This window comes from Psychroflexus maritimus, from assembly GCF_011089875.1.
GTDB lineage: Bacteria > Bacteroidota > Bacteroidia > Flavobacteriales > Flavobacteriaceae > Psychroflexus > Psychroflexus maritimus.
This window is the reverse complement of the sequence record NZ_JAANAS010000001.1, coordinates 183,282-202,883: the sequence shown is the minus strand read 5'-3', so window position 1 is coordinate 202,883 and position 19,602 is coordinate 183,282. Positions and strand designations below refer to the sequence as shown.

Sequence of the window (19,602 nt, the reverse complement as noted above, 5' to 3'; positions counted from 1 at the left end):
CTATATAAAATGACAGTTTTTCTTATCATAATTGTTGTAGCACTTTTAGGAGTAACTTTTTGGCAAATTTCTAAGATTTTAGAATTGTCGAAGCCTGCCGATGCAGATGATTCTCAAATAGCCGACAACAAAGACAATAATACACAAGGGAAAATTATGCTTGCTTTTATGGTATTCTTTTACCTATTAATGGCTTATTCTTTCTGGAATTACAGCAAACTTTATTTACCTGAAGCAGCTGCAGAGCATGGTGCTGATTATGACCGCTTGATGTTTATATCTATTGGTATAATTATGGTCGTACAAGTTTTTACGCAAGCCCTACTGCATTGGTTTAGCTATAAATATCGAGGAAAAAAAGGACAAAAAGCCCTTTTTTATGCCGATAATGATAAACTAGAATTTATCTGGACTATTATTCCTGTGGTTGTACTAGCTGGACTTATTATCTATGGATTATTTAGCTGGTCTGAAATCATGAATCCTGAAGAAACAGAAGATACATTAGTAGTTGAAATTTATGCTTACCAATTTGACTGGAGAGCTAGGTACTCTGGCGAAGATAAAACGCTAGGTAAAGCTAATGTAAGGTTTATTGAAGGTGTTAATCAGCTCGGTGTTGACGAATCCGACCCTTATGCTGCTGATGACGTTATAGTTAACGAGTTACATTTACCCGTAAATCGTTCGGTTTTGTTTAAGTTTAGATCGCAAGATGTTTTACACTCTGCCTATTTTCCTCATTTTAGAGCACAAATGAATGTGGTACCTGGTATGGTAACAGAATTTGGTTTCACACCCACAACAACTACTAAAGAAATACGAAATACAGATTATATGGTTGATAAAGTTTCAACTATTAACGATATTCGCAAAGAAAGAGAAGACTTGGATGATGAAGAAAAAAACTATGAGTTTGAATACTACCTTCTTTGTAATAAAATATGTGGTGTTTCTCACTACAATATGCAAATGAAAATAGTAGTTGAAGAAGAAGAAGAATTCCAAGAATGGCTCTCTGAGCAACAGACTTTTGGCGAATTAATGAATAATTAAAAAGAAAACTAATTAAATATGTCTGCAGTATCTCAAGCACATGTAGAGGATCATTCACATGATCATCACCACGAACAAACTTTTATTGAAAAGTACATCTTTAGTACAGATCATAAAATGATTGCAAAACAGTATTTAATTACTGGTTTGATTATGGGTTTCATAGGAATTGCTATGTCCCTCTTATTTAGAATCCAATTGGCTTGGCCTGAAAAATCTTTCTGGATTTTTGAAGCTTTACTTGGTAGATTTGGAAGCGATGGAGTTATGGATCCTGGGGTTTATCTTGCCTTAGTAACTATTCATGGTACTATCATGGTCTTTTTTGTTTTAACTGCAGGCCTAAGTGGTACGTTTAGTAATTTACTAATTCCACTTCAGATTGGTGCAAGAGATATGGCTTCTGGCTTTTTGAATATGGTTTCTTACTGGTTATTTTTCATTTCTTCAGTAATCATGCTGTCTTCATTATTTGTTGAATCTGGACCTGCCTCTGCAGGATGGACCGTTTACCCTCCTTTAAGTGCTTTACCTGAAGCAATATCAGGCTCTGGTATGGGAATGACATTGTGGCTTATATCAATGGCTATTTTTATTGCTTCCTCACTCTTAGGTTCTCTAAATTACATTGTAACAGTTTTAAATCTTAGAACTGAAGGAATGTCTATGACTAGACTCCCTCTTACGGTTTGGGCTTTCTTTGTAACAGCAATTATCGGTACTGTATCTTTCCCTGTTTTATTATCAGCAGCATTGTTGTTAATTATGGATAGAAGTTTTGGCACCTCATTTTTTTTAAGTGATATTTATATTCAAGGTGAAGTTTTAAGTCATCAAGGTGGATCACCAGTTCTTTATGAGCACTTGTTTTGGTTCTTAGGTCACCCTGAGGTTTATATTGTTTTACTTCCAGCCCTTGGTATTACCTCTGAAGTAATAGCTACCAATGCAAGAAAACCAATCTTTGGTTACAGAGCTATGGTCGCTTCAATATTAGCTATCGCCTTTTTATCAACAATAGTTTGGGGACACCACATGTTTGTTTCGGGTATGAATCCATTCTTGGGTTCTGTTTTTACATTTACTACTTTATTAATTGCCATTCCTTCGGCGGTAAAAGCATTTAATTATATTACCACCCTCTGGAAAGGTAATTTACAGATGAATCCTGGTATGCTATTTTCCATTGGTTTAGTTTCTACTTTTATCACTGGTGGTTTAACAGGAATTATTTTAGGTGATTCTACACTTGACATTAATGTTCATGATACTTACTTTGTAGTAGCCCACTTCCACTTAGTAATGGGTATATCTGCATTGTATGGGCTATTTGCCGGAGTTTATCATTGGTTCCCGAAAATGTTTGGAAGAATGATGAACAAAAACTTAGGTTATGTTCATTTCTGGATTACTGCTGTAGGTGCTTACGGCGTCTTTTTCCCAATGCATTTTATTGGAATGGCTGGTTTGCCTAGACGTTACTATACAAATACTGCTTTTCCTTATTTTGACGACTTAGCAGATGTGAATGTCTTGATTACCTTATTTGCCTTTTTAACTGCATTTGCACAGTTGTTCTTTATTTATAATTTTATTCACTCCATATTCTACGGCAAAAAAGCTTCTCAAAATCCTTGGAGAGCAAATACGCTTGAATGGACTGCACCTGTTGAGCATATTCATGGCAATTGGTATGGTGAATTACCAAAGGTTTATCGTTGGTCTTATGACTATAGCAAAATGAATAAAGAAGAAACCGATTATGTTATTCCTGGTCAAGATTTTATTCCTCAAAATGTTCCTTTACATGACAATGAAGAAGAATTAAATCACTAGTTTAAGCAATAATATTTTAAAAAAGCCTTTTGGATAACAAAAGGCTTTTTTTCTTTTATATCATTTTATCAAACACAAATTTTCTACTTTTGTAATGCTTATATTTGTATCATGAATGAACATTTAGACCCTACTGGTGAATCTTTCTCTAATGAAGATTTTGAAATAGATAAAGCTTTGAGGCCACTTTCGTTTGATGATTTTGCTGGTCAGCAACACGCTTTAGAAAATCTTCAGGTTTTTGTAAAAGCTTCAAATCTTAGGGGAGATGCCTTAGACCATACTTTGCTTCATGGCCCGCCAGGGCTTGGTAAAACTACACTAGCTCACATTCTTGCCAATGAACTAGAGGTTAATATTAAAGTAACCTCAGGACCTGTGATTGATAAGCCTGGCGATTTAGCTGGTTTGCTCACTAATTTAGAAGAACGTGATGTGCTATTTATTGATGAGATTCATCGATTGTCCTCTGTAGTAGAGGAGTATTTGTACTCAGCAATGGAAGACTACAAAATTGATATCATGATTGAAAGTGGTCCCAATGCTAGAACCGTTGAAATTAATTTAAATCCTTTCACATTAATCGGTGCTACCACTCGTTCCGGATTACTTACCTCTCCTATGCGAGCAAGATTTGGTATTTCTAGTCGCTTAGAGTATTATTCCACAGAATTACTAACGCATATTATTCAGCGAAGCGCCGGAATTTTAAATGTTCCTATAGAGCAACAAGCAGCCATCGAAATCGCTGGTAGAAGTCGCGGTACTCCTAGAATAGCCAATTCGCTTTTAAGAAGAGTAAGAGACTTTGCTCAAATTAAAGGCAATGGTAAAATAGACATGAAAATAGCTAAGTATTCTTTAAATGCATTAAGTGTTGATGCTCATGGATTAGACGAAATGGATAATAAAATTCTTCGCACTATTATAGATCGATTCAAAGGTGGTCCCGTAGGAATTTCAACATTAGCTACAGCAGTAAGCGAAAATGCAGAAACCATTGAAGAAGTTTATGAGCCTTTTCTTATTCAAAAAGGCTTTTTAATGCGAACTCCACGAGGTAGAGAAGCTACTCAAGAGGCCTATAAACACTTAGGTGTTGTTAAGCCTAGTACCAATCAAGGAGGATTATTTTAATTATGCAAAAAAAAATACCAGAAGTTTCAGTCTTTCAGTTTTTAAGAAATTCTACTCAAATTTTAAAAAACCCTTTGCCTTTTCATAAATCTAATTTTGATAAACATGGTGACTTATTTCAATTAAACTTAGGATTAGGAAAATCTGTATTGTTTTGCAGGAATCCTGAGTTGGCTTTACACGCCCTTCAACAAGATCAAAAAAACTTCAGAAAGTCAGCTATTCAAACTAAAGACTTAGTGAAATATGTGGGCAAAGGATTACTTACTAATGAAGGGGATGATTGGAAAAAACAACGAAAGTTACTTCAACCTACGTTCTATAAAAAAAATATTTTCTCTCTGCTTCAACTTATGCGGCAAACCATTGAAAAAGAAATTGAGAATCTTCCTAAGAATCAAGAATTTGATAGTTTTCCATTTTTTAGCACTTTAGCTTTTAAGGTAGTTGCCAAATCTTTATTTGGAGACGCTATTTCTGATAGTGAGATTGCACGACTTCAGTTGATCACAGAGGAAGCTCAACTTATGCTTGTTAAAGAATTAAGACAACCTTATAAAAGATGGTGGTTTAGTTTAAGCGGTGAACTAAAAGATAAAATTCAACTTACCAATGATGCCCGCCATTTAATCCTTGACATTATTGCTCAACGAAAAAAACAACCCACTCAAAATAAAGACTTGTTAGATTTGTTGTTACAGTCAACTTATGAAGATGGTTCGGTGATGACTGAGAACCAACTTTTAGATGAAATTTTAATTCTGTTTATTGCGGGTCATGAAACTACTTCTAATGCACTTACTTTTACTACTCAGTTGGTGGCTCAAAATCAAGATGTTTATGCTGCTATAACTGCTGAAATAAATAAAATTTCAGCCAAAGAAGGCGATTATTTAATGAATATAGTTGGTTCAAGTGAATATTTATCAAACACAATCAACGAATCAATGCGTTTATATCCTCCGGTGTATTTTATAGATCGTGTTAACAATGAAAGTTTTTCCTATAATGGTTTCGATTTTCCTTCAGATACAACATTTTTGTTTTCACTTTATGCTATGCATAGAAAAGAAAACTTATGGGAAGACCCACTGAAATTCAAACCAGAACGCTTCAGTCAAGCTAAAAATTTCTCAAAACAATTTTTCCCATTTGGGGCGGGACCAAGAAAATGTATTGGAAATAATTTTGCAATGTATGAAATGACTTTAATCTTTCATTTTATGTTTAAAAAATTTGAATTAATACCTCATTTTGAAGATATTGAAATAACACCATTAATCAGCTTAAAACCTAAGAATGCCATCATTTCATTAAAACTAAAATAAAATGAATACCCAAAGGAAACAAGAGCTATCAAACACCATTAAGCAAAAAGCTAAAAAGTTGGGCTTTTTATCGTGTGGTATAAGTAAAGCAGAATTCCTTGAAGACGAGGCGCCTCGTCTTGAAAAGTGGTTAAATGAAGGCAAACATGGGCAAATGAAATACATGGAAAACCACTTTGATAAACGCCTTGATCCAACAAAATTAGTAGAGGGAAGTAAGTCGGTTATTTCTTTGCTTTATAACTATTATCCACAAGAGCTTCAGCAAGAAGACACCTACAAAATTAGTAAATATGCTTACGGAAGAGATTATCATTTTGTAATTAAAGATTTACTTAAGCAGTTAATGCAGGAACTTCAAGCAGAAATAGGAACTATTGAAGGAAGGGCTTTTGTAGATTCTGCTCCAGTTTTAGATAAGGCTTGGGCTAAGAGAAGTGGCCTAGGCTGGATTGGTAAACATTCTAACCTGCTTACTAAGCAAGTAGGTTCATTTTATTTCATTGCTGAATTAATTGTTGATTTAGATTTAGCTTATGATACACCAGTTACAGATCATTGCGGAAGCTGTACAAAGTGCATAGATGCGTGCCCCACCCAAGCTATAGTTGAACCTTATGTGGTGGACGGAAGCAAGTGTATATCTTATTTTACTATTGAACTCAAAGATGAATTGCCAACAGAAATGGCCAATCAATTTGAAGATTGGGCTTTTGGTTGTGATATTTGTCAAGATGTATGCCCTTGGAATAAATTTAGTAAACCACACAATCAACCTTTATTTAATCCAGACCAGCGCTTACTTAAAAATTCTAAAGAAGATTGGAAGGAAATAACAAAGGAGGTTTTTAATGAAATTTTCAAGAAATCTGCCGTAAAAAGAACTAAATTTGAAGGCTTAAAAAGAAATATAAAGTTTATCAATCAAAAATGATTAAAATTTTATTTTGCCGATAAATTTCTCAAGCTAATAAAGACACCGTTTTAAATTATAACTTATGGATGTAAGTAAAAAAAGACTGAGAAGACACGCGTTAGTCTATCATTCTAAACCAAAACCAGGAAAAATTGAAGTAGTCCCAACTAAGAAGCACAGTTCACAACGGGACTTAGGTTTAGCCTATTCGCCTGGGGTTGCTGAGCCTTGTAAAGAGATAGCCAAAGATGTTGAAGAAGTATATAAATACACTAACAAAGGAAATTTAATAGCCGTAATATCTAATGGAACTGCTGTTTTAGGGCTTGGAGATATTGGTCCAGAAGCATCTAAACCGGTAATGGAAGGAAAAGCGCTCTTGTTTAAAATTTTTGCTGATATTGATGTCTTCGATATAGAAGTAGATGCAAAAGATCCAGAAAAATTTATTGAAACTGTAAAAGCAATTGCTCCTACTTTTGGAGGAATTAATTTAGAAGATATAAAAGCCCCTGAAGCTTTTCAAATAGAAGACCGATTAAAGGAAGAGCTAAACATTCCAGTGATGCACGATGACCAACATGGAACCGCAATCATTTCTGGAGCAGCCTTGCTTAATGCGCTAGAATTAGCAAACAAAAACATAGAACAAGTAAAATTGGTTGTGTCAGGAGCAGGTTCAGCCGCAATGGCTTGTACAGATCTTTATGTTTTGCTAGGAGTTAAACCAGAAAATGTAGTGATGTTTGATAGTCAAGGTGTGCTACACAAAGAGCGTCAAGACTTATCTGAGCGTCAAATGAACTACGCTACTGCCAAAAAATATACCTCCTTAGCAGAGGCTATGAAAGCCGCAGATGTGCTTTTGGGTTTATCTGTGGGAGGAATTGTAAGCCCCGAAATGCTTAGGTCAATGGCCGATGATCCAATTGTTTTTGCAATGGCTAATCCAGACCCAGAAATTGATTACCAAACCGCAGTAGATACTAGGGAGGATGTAATCATGGCTACAGGCAGAACAGATTTTCCCAATCAGGTAAATAATGTGTTAGGATTTCCGTTTATCTTTAGAGGAGCTTTAGATGTTAGGGCTACCAAAATTAATGAAGAAATGAAAATGGCAGCTGTGAAAGCCATTGCAGAGTTGGCTAAAAAACCAGTTCCTGAAGAAGTAAATATTGCCTATGCAGAAACTCGATTAGCTTTTGGTAGAGACTATATCATACCCAAACCTTTTGACCCAAGATTGATTGGAGAGATTCCTCCAGCTGTTGCTAAAGCAGCTATTGCTTCTGGCGTAGCTCAAGGAACAATTGAAGATTGGGATCAATATGCTAAAGATTTGCTTGAGCGAATGGGTAATGAAAACAAAATAACACGCTTACTTCATAACCGAGCTAAATCAAACCCTAAAAAAGTTGTATATGCAGAAGCAGATCACCTTGATGTTTTGAAAGCAGCTCAAATTGCTTATGACGAGGGCATTGCTATCCCCATTCTGTTAGGACGTAGAGAGGTTATTTTAGAACTAATGGATGAATTAGATTTTGAAACCGATAAAATTCAAATTATTGACCCTAAATCTGATGAGCAAAAAGAGCAACTTAAGAAATACGCTAAAGCTTTGTGGATAAAAAGACAACGTAAAGGGATTACATTGTTTGATGCCGAAAAATTAATGCGAGAACGTAATTACTTTGCTGCTATGATGGTTGTTGAAGCTGATGCAGACGCCATGTTAACAGGCTATTCAAGAGCCTATCCGTCTGCTTTAAAACCAATTTTAGAAATTATTGGTAAAGAGCATGGAGTCTCTAAAGTGGCTGCAACTAACTTAATGAACACTTCTAAAGGACCTGTATTTATTTCTGATACTTCAATCAACATAAGCCCTAATTTTGAAGAGTTAGCTAAAATAGCTCAAATGACAGCCTACACGGTTAAAATGTTTGGTTTAGAACCCAATGTGGCTATGGTGTCTTATTCTAATTTTGGTTCTTCCAAAAACCCAATGGCCTCAAAGGTTGCAAAAGCGGTAGAATACTTGCATGAGAATCATCCAGAGATTAATGTTGATGGAGAATTGCAGGCAGATTTTGCTTTAAACCGAAAAATGAGAGCAAATAATTTTCCTTTTACTAAATTAAACAATAAAAAAGTAAACACTTTGATTTATCCTAATTTGGATGCAGCTAATTCAACTTATAAATTGCTTAAAGAGGTAAATGAGGCAGACTCAATTGGTCCAATTTTGTTAGGTATGGATAAACCTGCTCACGTGTTTCAGCTAGGAGCAAGTGTGGAAGAAATGTTGAATATGACTGCGGTTGCTGTAATTGACGCACAACAAAAAGCAAAGCGAAAAACAAAACACGAATAAACCGCCTGATTTTCTTTTATGATAGTTTTTGCTTTCAATTTTTTTGTTACTTTTGGTCACTTCAAAATGAAACGAAATGATCACTCAAATAGCTGGAAAATTAGTTGAAAAAAACCCAACTCATGTAGTAATTGACTGCAATGGAGTTGGGTATTTTTTAAATATATCATTATATACTTTTGAGCAAATTCCTAACGAAGAATTTTTAAAACTCTATACTCATCTTCAAGTTAGAGAAGATGCCCATACCTTATATGGTTTTTATACTCAGCCAGAAAGAGAAGTTTTTAGAAAATTGATAAGCGTTTCTGGTATAGGTGCGAGCACCGCTAGACTTATGTTTTCTTCCTTAAGCCCTGAAGAAATTATCCAAGCTATAGCTCAAGCTGATGTAGATACCATTAAAAGTATAAAAGGAATAGGAGCAAAAACAGCCCAAAGAGTTATTATAGACTTAAAAGATAAGATTACTCAAGTTGAAACTTCTTTAGAAAAATTAACATTTAAAGACAATACTCATAAGGAAGAAGCGTTATCAGCACTAGAGACATTAGGATATACAAAAAAACAAGCAGAAAAAGTAGTTGCTAAAATTGTTAAACAAACTCCTGATGCTTCTGTAGAATCAATAATAAAGTTAGCTTTAAAAAACTTGTAATCAATTGATGTTTAGAGTGATAAATTCATTAGGAAAGCTTTGCTGTAAGATTGCATTTTTGTTCTTTGTTCTGTTTTTCTCTGTTGCCCAGCTTCAGGCTCAGGAAGAAGAAGAGACTGAGCAGGATTCTTTAGAAACAAGTTACACACTTGGAAATGTAAAACTTCCAAAACTAAAAAGCGTTCAAGAATCCTACACCTATGACCCCATCATCAATCGCTATATTTTTACCGCACAGATTAATAATGTTGATATAGATTACCCCCTAGTTTTAACTCCCGAAGAATATGAAGACTTAATTCTTAGAGAGGAAATGAAAAACTATTTTAAGCAGAAAGCAGATGCCGCTAAAAAAGCAGAAGAAGGTGATGAAGATAAAAACTTGATACCTGCTTTTTATGTTAATAATGGTTTGTTTGAACGCATATTTGGTGGAAATAAAATTGAAATCACTCCTAGAGGTCAGGTTTCTATGGATTTAGGTGTTTTGTATTCTAAACAAGATAACCCTTCCATTTCTCCTAGAAACCAAAGTAATACCACCCTAGATTTTGATCAGCGTATTAATTTGAGCATGGATGGGCAAGTGGGTGAACGTGTATCCATTGCTGCTGAATATAACACCCAATCTACATTTGATTTTCAAAATCAAATTCGTCTAGAATATGAACCTGATGAAGATGACATTCTAAGAAGCATTGAAGTAGGTAACATTAATATGCCGCTCAATAGCTCCTTAATTCAAGGCGCTGAAAGTTTGTTTGGGGTGAAAGCACAACTTCAATTTGGTAAAACAACAATCACAGGAGTTTTTTCTGAATTAAATTCTGAACGCCAAAGTGTCAATGTAGAAGGAGGTGGAACAGTAGAAGAATTTGATAAATTTATTCTTGAATACGATGAGAATAGACACTTTTTCTTAGCGCAACGATTTAGAGACGAATATGATAAGGCCTTGCTTAACTATCCTTTTATTAATAGTCAGTTTCAAATTACACGTGTCCAAATTTGGGTCACTAACCGAACAAATAATCCTCAAAGTTTTCAAAATGCTAGAAACATTGTTGCTATTCAAGATATAGGAGAATCAGATGATACAAAAATGGGCCTATTTCAGGATAATAATGGAAATTCTATTCCTTCTCCAGTTCCAAACTTTATTACACAACCCAATAACCTGCCCGATAATAGAAATAACTTATTTAATCCCACAGCAATCACAGGAGCAGGTTCTACTATTCTAAATTCGCAGATTAGAGATATCTCTACTGTTGGACAAGGCTTTGGTCCAGCCAACCCAGCGGTGAGCGAAGGAAGGGATTATGCAGTCCTAGAAAATGCAAGACAGCTAAGCTCAAATGAATACACTCTTTATCCGCAACTGGGTTACATTAGCTTAAATCAACGAATTAATAATGATGAAATTTTAGCAGTTGCTTATGAATATACTTCTAATGGTAAAGTATTTAAAGTAGGTGAATTTGCAAATGATGGTGTAGATTCTTCGCAACCTATATCGGACCCAAACCAAGACCCTGACCAAGAAGAAGAACAAAATATTTCCTCCAACCAAGCCTTAATTGTGAAGATGCTTAAAAGTCCAATTACCAACATAACAGAACCAGTTTGGGATTTGATGATGAAAAACATCTACAGTATTGGAGGTTTTGATATTGAGGAGGACAGGTTTCGATTTAATCTTTTATATACAGATCCACAACCTGTTAATTTCCTTCAGCAACCCCCAGAAAGTGCTTTGCCTTTACCTGATGAAGTCAATGAATTGAATTTACTTCAATTATTTAATTTTGACCGACTTAATGCCGGCGGTAACTTACCCGGAAGTGATGGTTTTTTTGATTTTATTCCAGGTGTAACTATAAACCCTCAAAATGGTTTAATTATGTTTACTAAAGTTGAACCTTTTGGTGAGTTTTTATTTGAAGAGTTGCAGGATGAACTTACTGAAGATTATACAGACCAAGATACTTGGAATGAAAATCAAGAATTCTATGTCTTTCAAGCCCTTTATAACACTACTAAAACACAAGCCATGCAACAAGAAGCTGAACGAAATAAATTTCAGCTTAGAGGGCAATACAAAGCCTCTAGTCAGGAAGGAATTCCTATTGGAGCAATGAATGTACCGCGAGGTTCTGTGCAAGTTACTGCTGGAGGAAGACAACTTCAAGAAGGAGTTGATTATACCGTTAATTACGAGCTTGGATTGGTCCAGATTTTAGATGATGCTTTATTAGCTTCAGATACACCTATTCAGGTTTCTACTGAAAACAATGCTGTATTCGGAAGACAGACTAAACGGTTTACGGGTATAGACGTTCAACACGAATTCTCTGAAGAGCTTTTGATTGGAGGTACTTTCCTCAACATGAATGAAAGACCACTCACACAAAAAGCTAACTTTGGAAGTGAGCCGGTTAATAATACCATGTATGGTGTCAATTTTAATTATAACACAGAGGTTCCTTTTTTAACCCGAATGGTTAACAAATTACCCAATATCAATACCGAAGTAGAATCTAATTTTTCCCTTAGAGGTGAGTTTGCTTATTTGAGTCCAAGTACACCATCTGCCGATAACTTTAGCGGAAGAGATGCTTCTTATGTTGATGATTTTGAAGCATCGCAAACTACAATTTCTGTGCTTGGTGCAGATGCTTGGAGACTCTCAAGTGTACCTGTTGGCTATAGAGGGCCTAACGACATAAATGGCAACTTTGATGGAAACGATCAAATTAGTACAGGCTACTATAGAGGAAAATTAAATTGGTACAGTATTGACCCAATATTTTACAGCACTCAGCGCCCACCAGGAATGACTGACGATGATTTATCGCATTGGTATTCTAGGCGAATACTGATTAATGAGATTTTTCCTAATAGAGATATTGTACCAGGACAATTTCAAACTATCTTCTCTTTAGATTTGGTTTATAAACCTGACGAAAGAGGTATGTACAACTACAATCCAGCCGGCGCTGGAGATAATTCACTTCCAAATCCAGAACAAAATTTTGCCGGGATAATGCGAGGTATGGAAACCACAGACTTTGAGCGAGCCAATGTAGAGTTTGTTGAATTTTGGTTAATGGATCCCTTCATTTACGAAGAAAATCAAAACAATCCAGGAGGAAAAGTTGTTCTTAATTTTGGAAGTATTTCAGAAGACATTCTCAAAGATGGAAGAAAGCAATTTGAAAATGGACTTCCAGAGGACGGAGGAACCCAAAACACCATTACCACAAATTTTGCTAAAGTACCTTCCAACCAATCTTTAGTTTATGCCTTTGATACAGAGGGAGACGATCGTGTAAATCAAGATGTTGGATTAGATGGTTTTAATAATGCCCTAGAAACACAACAATTTCCTCAATTTGCTAATTTTGATGATCCTGCAAGAGATGATTATCAATTTTATTTACAACGTGAAGGAGGGATTTTAGAGCGTTACGAATTATACAACGGTATGGAAGGAAATAATCCCGTAGGTGTAGGACAAAACAATCGTGGAAATTCTGCCCAGCCCGATGTAGAGGATGTAGATCGTGATAATACCATGAATACCATAGATAGTTACTTTGAATACGAAGTGCCTATTTATCCAGGTATGAGTGTAGAAAATAATACAAGTAGTGTTTCAGGTGTAAATAGTGACTATATAACTGATGTTAAGGAAGTGGTTACCACCGCTCCAAACGGAGCCGAAATACCAGCTCGATGGGTTCAGTTTAGAGTTCCCTTAAGAACATCGCCAGAATTTTCCGTAGGTGGAATTTCAGATTTAAGAGCGGTGCGTTTTATGCGTATGTTCTTAACCGAATTTCAGCAGGAAACTGTATTAAGGTTTGGAACAATGGATTTAGTGCGTGGGGATTACTTGACCTATGACCAACCAGTTGTTCCCAATGGTACAGACCCCATTACCAACTCTGCAACTACCCTTGAAGTGGCTCCTGTAAGCGAGGAAATAACATCGCGTTATGTAACTCCGCCTGGTGTAATTAGAGAACAAATGGTGAATAACAATGTAGCGATTAGAGAAGATGAACAATCCTTAGCCTTAACTACAAAAAACCTACAACCTAACGACTCTAGAGCTGTTTTTAAGAACTTCCAGATTGATATGCGGCAATATAAATACTTAGAAATGTTCCTGCACGCAGAGGCACTACCGCCTCCAGAAGTTCAATTGGAAGATAATGAAATGGTTGCGGTTATTAGAATGGGAATTGATTTTACCAATAATTTTTATGAAATAGAGGTGCCTCTTAAGGTTTCAGACCGTCAGGCTACTGCAGAGCGAGAGGTGTGGCCTTTAGAAAACGATATGGAAGTTCCGTTAGAGTTACTTCAACAAATTAAATCAACTGTAATTGGTAGTGACCAATTTAGCTCATTAGATTTAAACTTTTTTGATGAAGACGGAAACCCCGCACCCGATTTTACAGAGGCAGGAAATATTAGGGTAGGAATAAAGGGAAATCCCAGTTTTGGAAATATTAGAGTCTTAATGCTCGGACTTAGAAATGCTTCAGATAGAGATATTTCTGGTTCGGTCTGGTTCAACGAATTAAGAATTTCTGAACTTAGAAATCAAGGCGGTTGGGCGGCTATTTTAGATATGGATGCTAATGTAGCCGATTTTATGAATGTTACAGCTTCAGCAAGTAAAAATACAATTGGTTTTGGTGGTATAGAAGAAAAACCTAACCAAAGAAGCAGGGAAGATGCACAACAATATGAAGTAGTAACAGGTATAAATATTGGTCAATTACTTCCGGAAGATTGGGGAATTAAAATTCCATTTAATTACAGTATTGGAGAAGAATTAATTACCCCTCAATTTGACCCAATTTTATTAGACATTGAGCTTGAAACTTTACTTGCCAATACAGAAGATGCCAATGATAGAGAAGAATTTCAACGAAGAGCAGAAAGCTATACCAAACGCCAAAGCCTTAGTATTATTGGCTTAAGAAAAGAGCGAGTAGGCGAAGGGAATGTGCCTATGCCCTGGGATATTGAAAATTTTACCTTTTCAGGAACTTATAATCAGACCAACCATAGAGATTTTGAAATTAGCAGAAGTTTAGATCAAAATATAGATTTTAATGCTAACTATGGTTTTAACTTTACTCCCCTAGAGTTTGAGCCTCTAAAAAATGTAGGTTTTTTTGATAAAAGTGAATACTTTGATTTGTTTAAAGATTTCAACCTTAATTTGTTGCCTAATAGTATTACCGCTAGTACAAGTGTGTTAAGACAATATAGCGAAGTTAATTTTAGAGAGTTTAATTTGCCTGAAGATAGCCTAGGTCTTCCAACCTTATTTCAAAGAAACTACTTTTTTGATTTGCAGTACGCCATTGATTGGAGTTTAACTCAAAATCTAACCTTCAATTTTAATGTAAACAATAATCGAATAGTTAGAAATTACTTGGATGAAAATCTTAATCAAGACCCGAGAGTGGGTATTTGGGATGGTTTTTTTAATACCGGAGAAGCTAATAACCATCTTCAGAATTTACAAATGAATTATAGTATTCCCTTTGATAAAATTCCTGCGTTAGAATTTATTCAAGCAGATTATTCATACACAGGAACATTTCAATGGCAACGAGGTTCAGAGATTTTAAGAAACTTAGAAGGAATTCCAAACATTGGAAACACTATTCAGAATTCTCAGGTGCATCAATTAAACACAAACTTGAATATGGCAAGTTTGTATAATTATTTAAACTTAAAAAAACGAAAGGTTGACAAAGGTCAGGGGCAACGTCAACAACAATTGAACCGAAGAGGAGGAGACCGAAGAAGAGCATCAGTCTCTGCTAAGGTAAGCGATAATCCAAAAAAGGATGATAATAATTTAAAAGACAAATTGAATTTTGGAGACCACTTTTATAATTTAGGAGTTAGCCTTATTACGATGATAGAAAGGCTTCAGCTCAATATGTCTGAAACAAGAGGTATGTTCTTACCAGGGTTTACCCACGATATAGGTTTTGGAACGTTGCAGCCTTCACCACTATTTACTTTTGGAAGTCAGCGGGATATTAGAAATAGAGCGGCATTGAATGGTCAATTAACAGAATTTCAAGGTTTTAACGAGCAATACAATAGAACTCTAAACAAACAACTAGATTTTAATGCAGGCTTAAAACCTATGCAAGGCTTAACTATAGATGTTATGGCTAACCGCATGTATTCAGACACCTATACAGAAAACTTTAGAGTAGATAGAGAAAGCCTTCAATACCAATCGCTTACTCCTAATACCTTTGGGAATTATAGTATCTCAACCATGTTGATTAAAACTGCTTTTTCTGAAAGTACTAGAACAAATTCGCCTGTTTTCCAAGAGTTTAGAGACAATAGATTGGTAATAGCAAGAAGATTAGCAGAAAATGCTGGGATTAATCCAAATAATCCAGAAAATTTAGATGAAAACGGTTACCCAAATGGTTTTGGTAGATCAAGTCAATCGGTGCTTTTACCCGCATTTTTGGCTGCTTATATGGGAGAAAATCCCGAATCTGTAAGTCTTGGTGCTTTTAGAGAAACCCCTTTACCGAATTGGAACTTAAAGTACACCGGTTTGATGAAAGTAAAGTGGTTTAAGGATAGGTTTAATCGTTTTTCTGTTCAGCATGGTTACCAATCTATGTACACCATGAATATGTTCCAATCCAATTTGCAGTATGATAGAAGAGACCCTTTTGGTCAATTCAATAAAGACTCTAATGGAAACTTCAGAAATGAATTGTATATTGCGAACGTAAATTTAACCGAGTTGTTTTCACCATTAATTCGATTAGATTTTGAAATGAAGAATTCAGTGAGCGTACTTACTGAAATTAGAAGAGATCGTTCTTTGTCATTGAGTTTTGATAACAACCTTTTAACCGAAATGCAAGGACAAGAATACGTAGTAGGTTTAGGTTATCGAATTAAAGACTTACGAATAGTAACTCAATTTGAAGGAAACAGAAGGGTGTTAAGTGGAGACCTAAATTTGAAATTAGATTTAGCATTAAGGCAAAATGAAACCTTAATTAGAGCGCTGGATGTTGATAATAATAGAACTGTGTCTGGACAGAATATTTGGCAAATTAATTTTACAGCAGACTATATGCTGTCTAAACAATTGACAGTTATTTTCTTTTATGATCACATTTTTACGGAAAACGCAATTTCTACTATTTTTCCACAAACAACAATTAGATCTGGATTGACATTAACTTACAACTTTGGAAATTAATATAACACTTATAAAATGAATATACCACAGGATTTAAAGTACACAAAAGATCACGAATGGGTGAAAATTGATGGAGACATTGCAACAGTTGGAATTACCGATTTTGCTCAGGGAGAATTGGGCGATATTGTCTATGTTGAAGTAGAAACTTTAGACGAAACCATAGTTAAAGATGAGGTTTTTGGAACAGTAGAAGCTGTAAAAACAGTTTCCGACTTGTTTATGCCTTTGTCTGGTGAAGTTATTGAGTTTAATGAAGGACTTGAGGAGGAACCTGAAGTTGTGAATGAAGACCCTTATCAGGAAGGCTGGATCATCAAGATTAAACTTTCAAATGCAGATGAAGCTAACGATTTACTAGACGCAGATGCGTATAAAACACATATTGACGGATAAAATTTTTTGGATAGTTTTTAGCTTAATAATTAGCTTGTCAATAATTTATTTATCTTTGATGGAAACCGATAAACTTCCCTCGGTTTCCATTCCTTATATCGATAAATACGTCCATTTCATTGAATATGCTGTATTTTTTGCAAGTTGGTTCATGTATTTTTACTTCGCTTTAAGAAAGTCGTTTTATCATACTTTTATTTTTTCCTTTCTGATTTCAGTTTTTTTTGGCATTATAATTGAAATACTTCAAGACAGATTAACTACTCACCGTAGTTTTGATTATGGAGATATTTTGTTTAATAGCCTTGGAGCTTTATTTTCTGGAATAGTTCTCTTTATTCTTTATACTATTTCTAAAAAGAAACCCGGTAAGTAGTTAAGGTCAATTTTAATAACCTAAAATTCCTTATCTAATGAAACTTAAAAAGAAAGAAAACTTAAACGCAAAATCAAAATTGTATTTTTTAGTGAGTCTTTGTTTTGTGCTATTTATTAGCCTTATTCTTATTGAAAACAAAACTTACTATGTAAAAGAATTTCCTGAAGATGAGTATTTTCAGATCAATAAAAGTATAGCAGATGAACCTGCAATGTCAAGCGTTAAAAAGGAGGTGAAAATGCCTAAGCAAAGCAAGCCTGAAGTTTTAAATCAGCCACCTCTTGTAGAGGAGGATTTAACTCAAAAAAGACCTGACCCTGATGATGTTGAAAGCTCATTGTTTGATTTGAATTTAGACGACAACATTGCTCATATAGACGATATAGACGACCTTCCCAAAACCGAAATAATAGAAACCTTACCTTATGCTAGCGTGAGTAAAGCGCCTGTTTTTCGCGGTTGTGAACAATTTACCAGTTCTGTAGATCAAAAAAATTGTATGCATCAAAAAATTGCACAAATAATTTCAAAAAAATTACGTCCTTATCTATCAAAAGAAGACAATGGAGTTAAGATTTATGTGCAATTTACGGTAAACCATGACGGTAAAGTTATTGATGTATTTACAAACTCTATTTCAGAGAAGCTCAACTTAAAAGCAAAATCAATTATTCAAAACTTACCTGAATTCACTCCAGCTGTTCATAATCAAGAAAATGTTAAGGTAATTTATTCTTTGCCTATTATAATTAAAGTGAATTAACTAAAACTTAAAATCAATTTTTGTGTTCAAAACTTTCAATTCCCAAAAAAAATAGTAATTTTAACGCTTGAAAAAAGATAAATATGAAACCAAAAAAATCGGAAAAAGCAAATATTGGTAAAAAGAGTTTTTTATTCTTCCAATTAGGTCTAGTTTTTATGTTAGCGCTCTCTTATGTTATGATAGAGTGGAAAACTTACGATAAGACAGAGTACCAAGAGGAGATTGTTGAGATGAACCTCTTAGACGATGAAGAAGTGCCTATTACGGAAATGATTCAAGCTCCACCACCACCTCCACCACCGCCACCAGCACCAGAAATTATTGAAATTATTGAAGATGATTCTGAAGAAGAGGAGGTTGAGATTGAAGAAACTGAAGTTGATCTTGAAGATGAAATTGTAGAAGTTGATGAAGTAGCAGATATAGGTTCTGATGATGTAATTGAAGAAGTTCCTTTTTCTAGTATTTCTGATGTGCCTGTTTTTCCTGGATGTGAAAAAGAAAAGACAAACGAAGCTAGAAAACAATGTATGCAACAAAAAATTCAAGACTATGTGAGCAAAAAGTTTGATACTAGTATTGGTAGAGATTTAGGTCTTTCTGGCATTAACCGTGTATATATTTCTTTTGTGATAGACCAAAATGGAAATATTGTGAATGTACGTGGTAGATCTCAGCACCCAAGACTTACCAAAGAAGGTGAGCGAGTGGTTAGCAAGTTGCCTGATATGAAGCCCGGTAAACAAAGAGGAAGAGCAGTAAGAGTTTCTTATAATCTCCCAATTGTTTTTCAAATACAAGATTAATTATAAATATACCTAAAAACCCGAGATAATCAACCTCGGGTTTTTTTAAATTCCCCTTATACAATGAGAAGATTAATTTTATTGACCTTAATAGGTCTTTTTTTTATCCAAGTACAAGCTCAAGTTAACGAGCGTAATCAAATACATGAATTGCCAAAGTTTGAAATTTGTGAAAGCGACCAACGTGATTCAAATGCTTGTTTTAAATTAGAGTTTATCAAATTATTAAAAAAAAGCTACCATTCAGAAGAGCTTGCCTATGACCAAATTTATAATAAAAATTTTGAAGCCTTGGTTAAAGTTAACCGAAAAGGGCAGTTTTCAGTTTCAGGTTTTTCTACCGCAGAAAGTCAAATTTTTGTTCCTTTCCAAAATGCAATAGTGGATTTACCAAAAGTTAAACCAGCTTTAAATGCGCTAGGCAGACCTATAGAATTGAAATTTAAAATAGAGATTCATCTTGAAAGAACACAGATTAAGGCTAAAAACGCGCTTGAAATAAACATAGATTTAAACTTTCAATATGATGAAGAAGCTGCTGAAAGCTTTCAAGTTAATTAATTACTTTTCTTAAATTAAGAACTAAAAGTAAGCATTTATACGAAGTATAATTTGTTGGTTCAAGTGCTTCATCTTTAGTCTTAAATAAATTCATCTATTTG

Annotated in this window: 13 protein-coding genes; all 13 read left to right on the top strand. The window is 34.8% G+C overall.

The window, feature by feature from the left end:
* Window positions 1-9: 9 nt before the first annotated feature.
* Window positions 10-1,056, top strand: a complete 1,047-nt coding sequence (locus G7034_RS00890; RefSeq protein WP_166399066.1) for a cytochrome c oxidase subunit II — start codon at window positions 10-12, stop codon at window positions 1,054-1,056.
* A gap of 18 nt (window positions 1,057-1,074) precedes the next feature.
* On the top strand, window positions 1,075-2,892 hold the full coding sequence (locus G7034_RS00885; protein WP_166399065.1) for a cytochrome c oxidase subunit I: 1,818 nt from the start codon (window positions 1,075-1,077) through the stop codon (window positions 2,890-2,892).
* 111 nt (window positions 2,893-3,003) lie between these two features.
* Window positions 3,004-4,029 carry a Holliday junction branch migration DNA helicase RuvB gene (gene ruvB / locus G7034_RS00880; RefSeq protein ID WP_166399064.1) on the top strand — a complete coding sequence of 342 codons (1,026 nt, stop codon included), beginning with the start codon at window positions 3,004-3,006 and terminating at the stop codon, window positions 4,027-4,029.
* Window positions 4,030-4,031: 2 nt separating this feature from the next.
* Complete coding sequence (locus G7034_RS00875) at window positions 4,032-5,357, top strand: cytochrome P450 (protein ID WP_166399063.1); 1,326 nt, start codon at window positions 4,032-4,034, stop codon at window positions 5,355-5,357.
* A gap of 1 nt (window position 5,358) precedes the next feature.
* Window positions 5,359-6,291, top strand: a complete 933-nt coding sequence (gene queG, locus G7034_RS00870) for a tRNA epoxyqueuosine(34) reductase QueG (protein WP_166399062.1) — start codon at window positions 5,359-5,361, stop codon at window positions 6,289-6,291.
* 64 nt (window positions 6,292-6,355) lie between these two features.
* Window positions 6,356-8,653, top strand: a complete 2,298-nt coding sequence (locus G7034_RS00865) for an NADP-dependent malic enzyme (protein WP_166399061.1) — start codon at window positions 6,356-6,358, stop codon at window positions 8,651-8,653.
* Window positions 8,654-8,729: 76 nt separating this feature from the next.
* Complete coding sequence (gene ruvA, locus G7034_RS00860; protein ID WP_166399060.1) at window positions 8,730-9,311, top strand: Holliday junction branch migration protein RuvA; 582 nt, start codon at window positions 8,730-8,732, stop codon at window positions 9,309-9,311.
* Between the two features lie 7 nt (window positions 9,312-9,318).
* Window positions 9,319-16,593, top strand: a complete 7,275-nt coding sequence (gene sov / locus G7034_RS00855) for a T9SS outer membrane translocon Sov/SprA (RefSeq protein ID WP_166399059.1) — start codon at window positions 9,319-9,321, stop codon at window positions 16,591-16,593.
* A gap of 15 nt (window positions 16,594-16,608) precedes the next feature.
* Window positions 16,609-16,989: a glycine cleavage system protein GcvH gene (gene gcvH / locus G7034_RS00850; RefSeq protein ID WP_166399058.1), complete on the top strand. Its 381-nt coding sequence runs from the start codon at window positions 16,609-16,611 to the stop codon at window positions 16,987-16,989.
* Window positions 16,961-17,365 (top strand): VanZ family protein, encoded by a 405-nt coding sequence (locus tag G7034_RS00845; protein WP_262886459.1) that lies wholly within the window; start codon window positions 16,961-16,963, stop codon window positions 17,363-17,365. The genes gcvH and G7034_RS00845 overlap by 29 nt, the downstream gene beginning before the upstream one ends.
* Before the next feature lie 37 nt (window positions 17,366-17,402).
* A complete protein-coding gene (locus G7034_RS00840; RefSeq protein ID WP_166399056.1) occupies window positions 17,403-18,131 on the top strand; it encodes an energy transducer TonB in 729 nt (242 codons plus the stop codon).
* Between the two features lie 83 nt (window positions 18,132-18,214).
* A complete protein-coding gene (locus G7034_RS00835) occupies window positions 18,215-18,940 on the top strand; it encodes an energy transducer TonB (RefSeq protein ID WP_166399055.1) in 726 nt (241 codons plus the stop codon).
* Window positions 18,941-19,003: 63 nt separating this feature from the next.
* Window positions 19,004-19,501, top strand: coding sequence for a hypothetical protein (locus G7034_RS00830; RefSeq protein WP_166399054.1), 498 nt, complete (start codon window positions 19,004-19,006; stop codon window positions 19,499-19,501).
* Window positions 19,502-19,602: the final 101 nt, after the last annotated feature.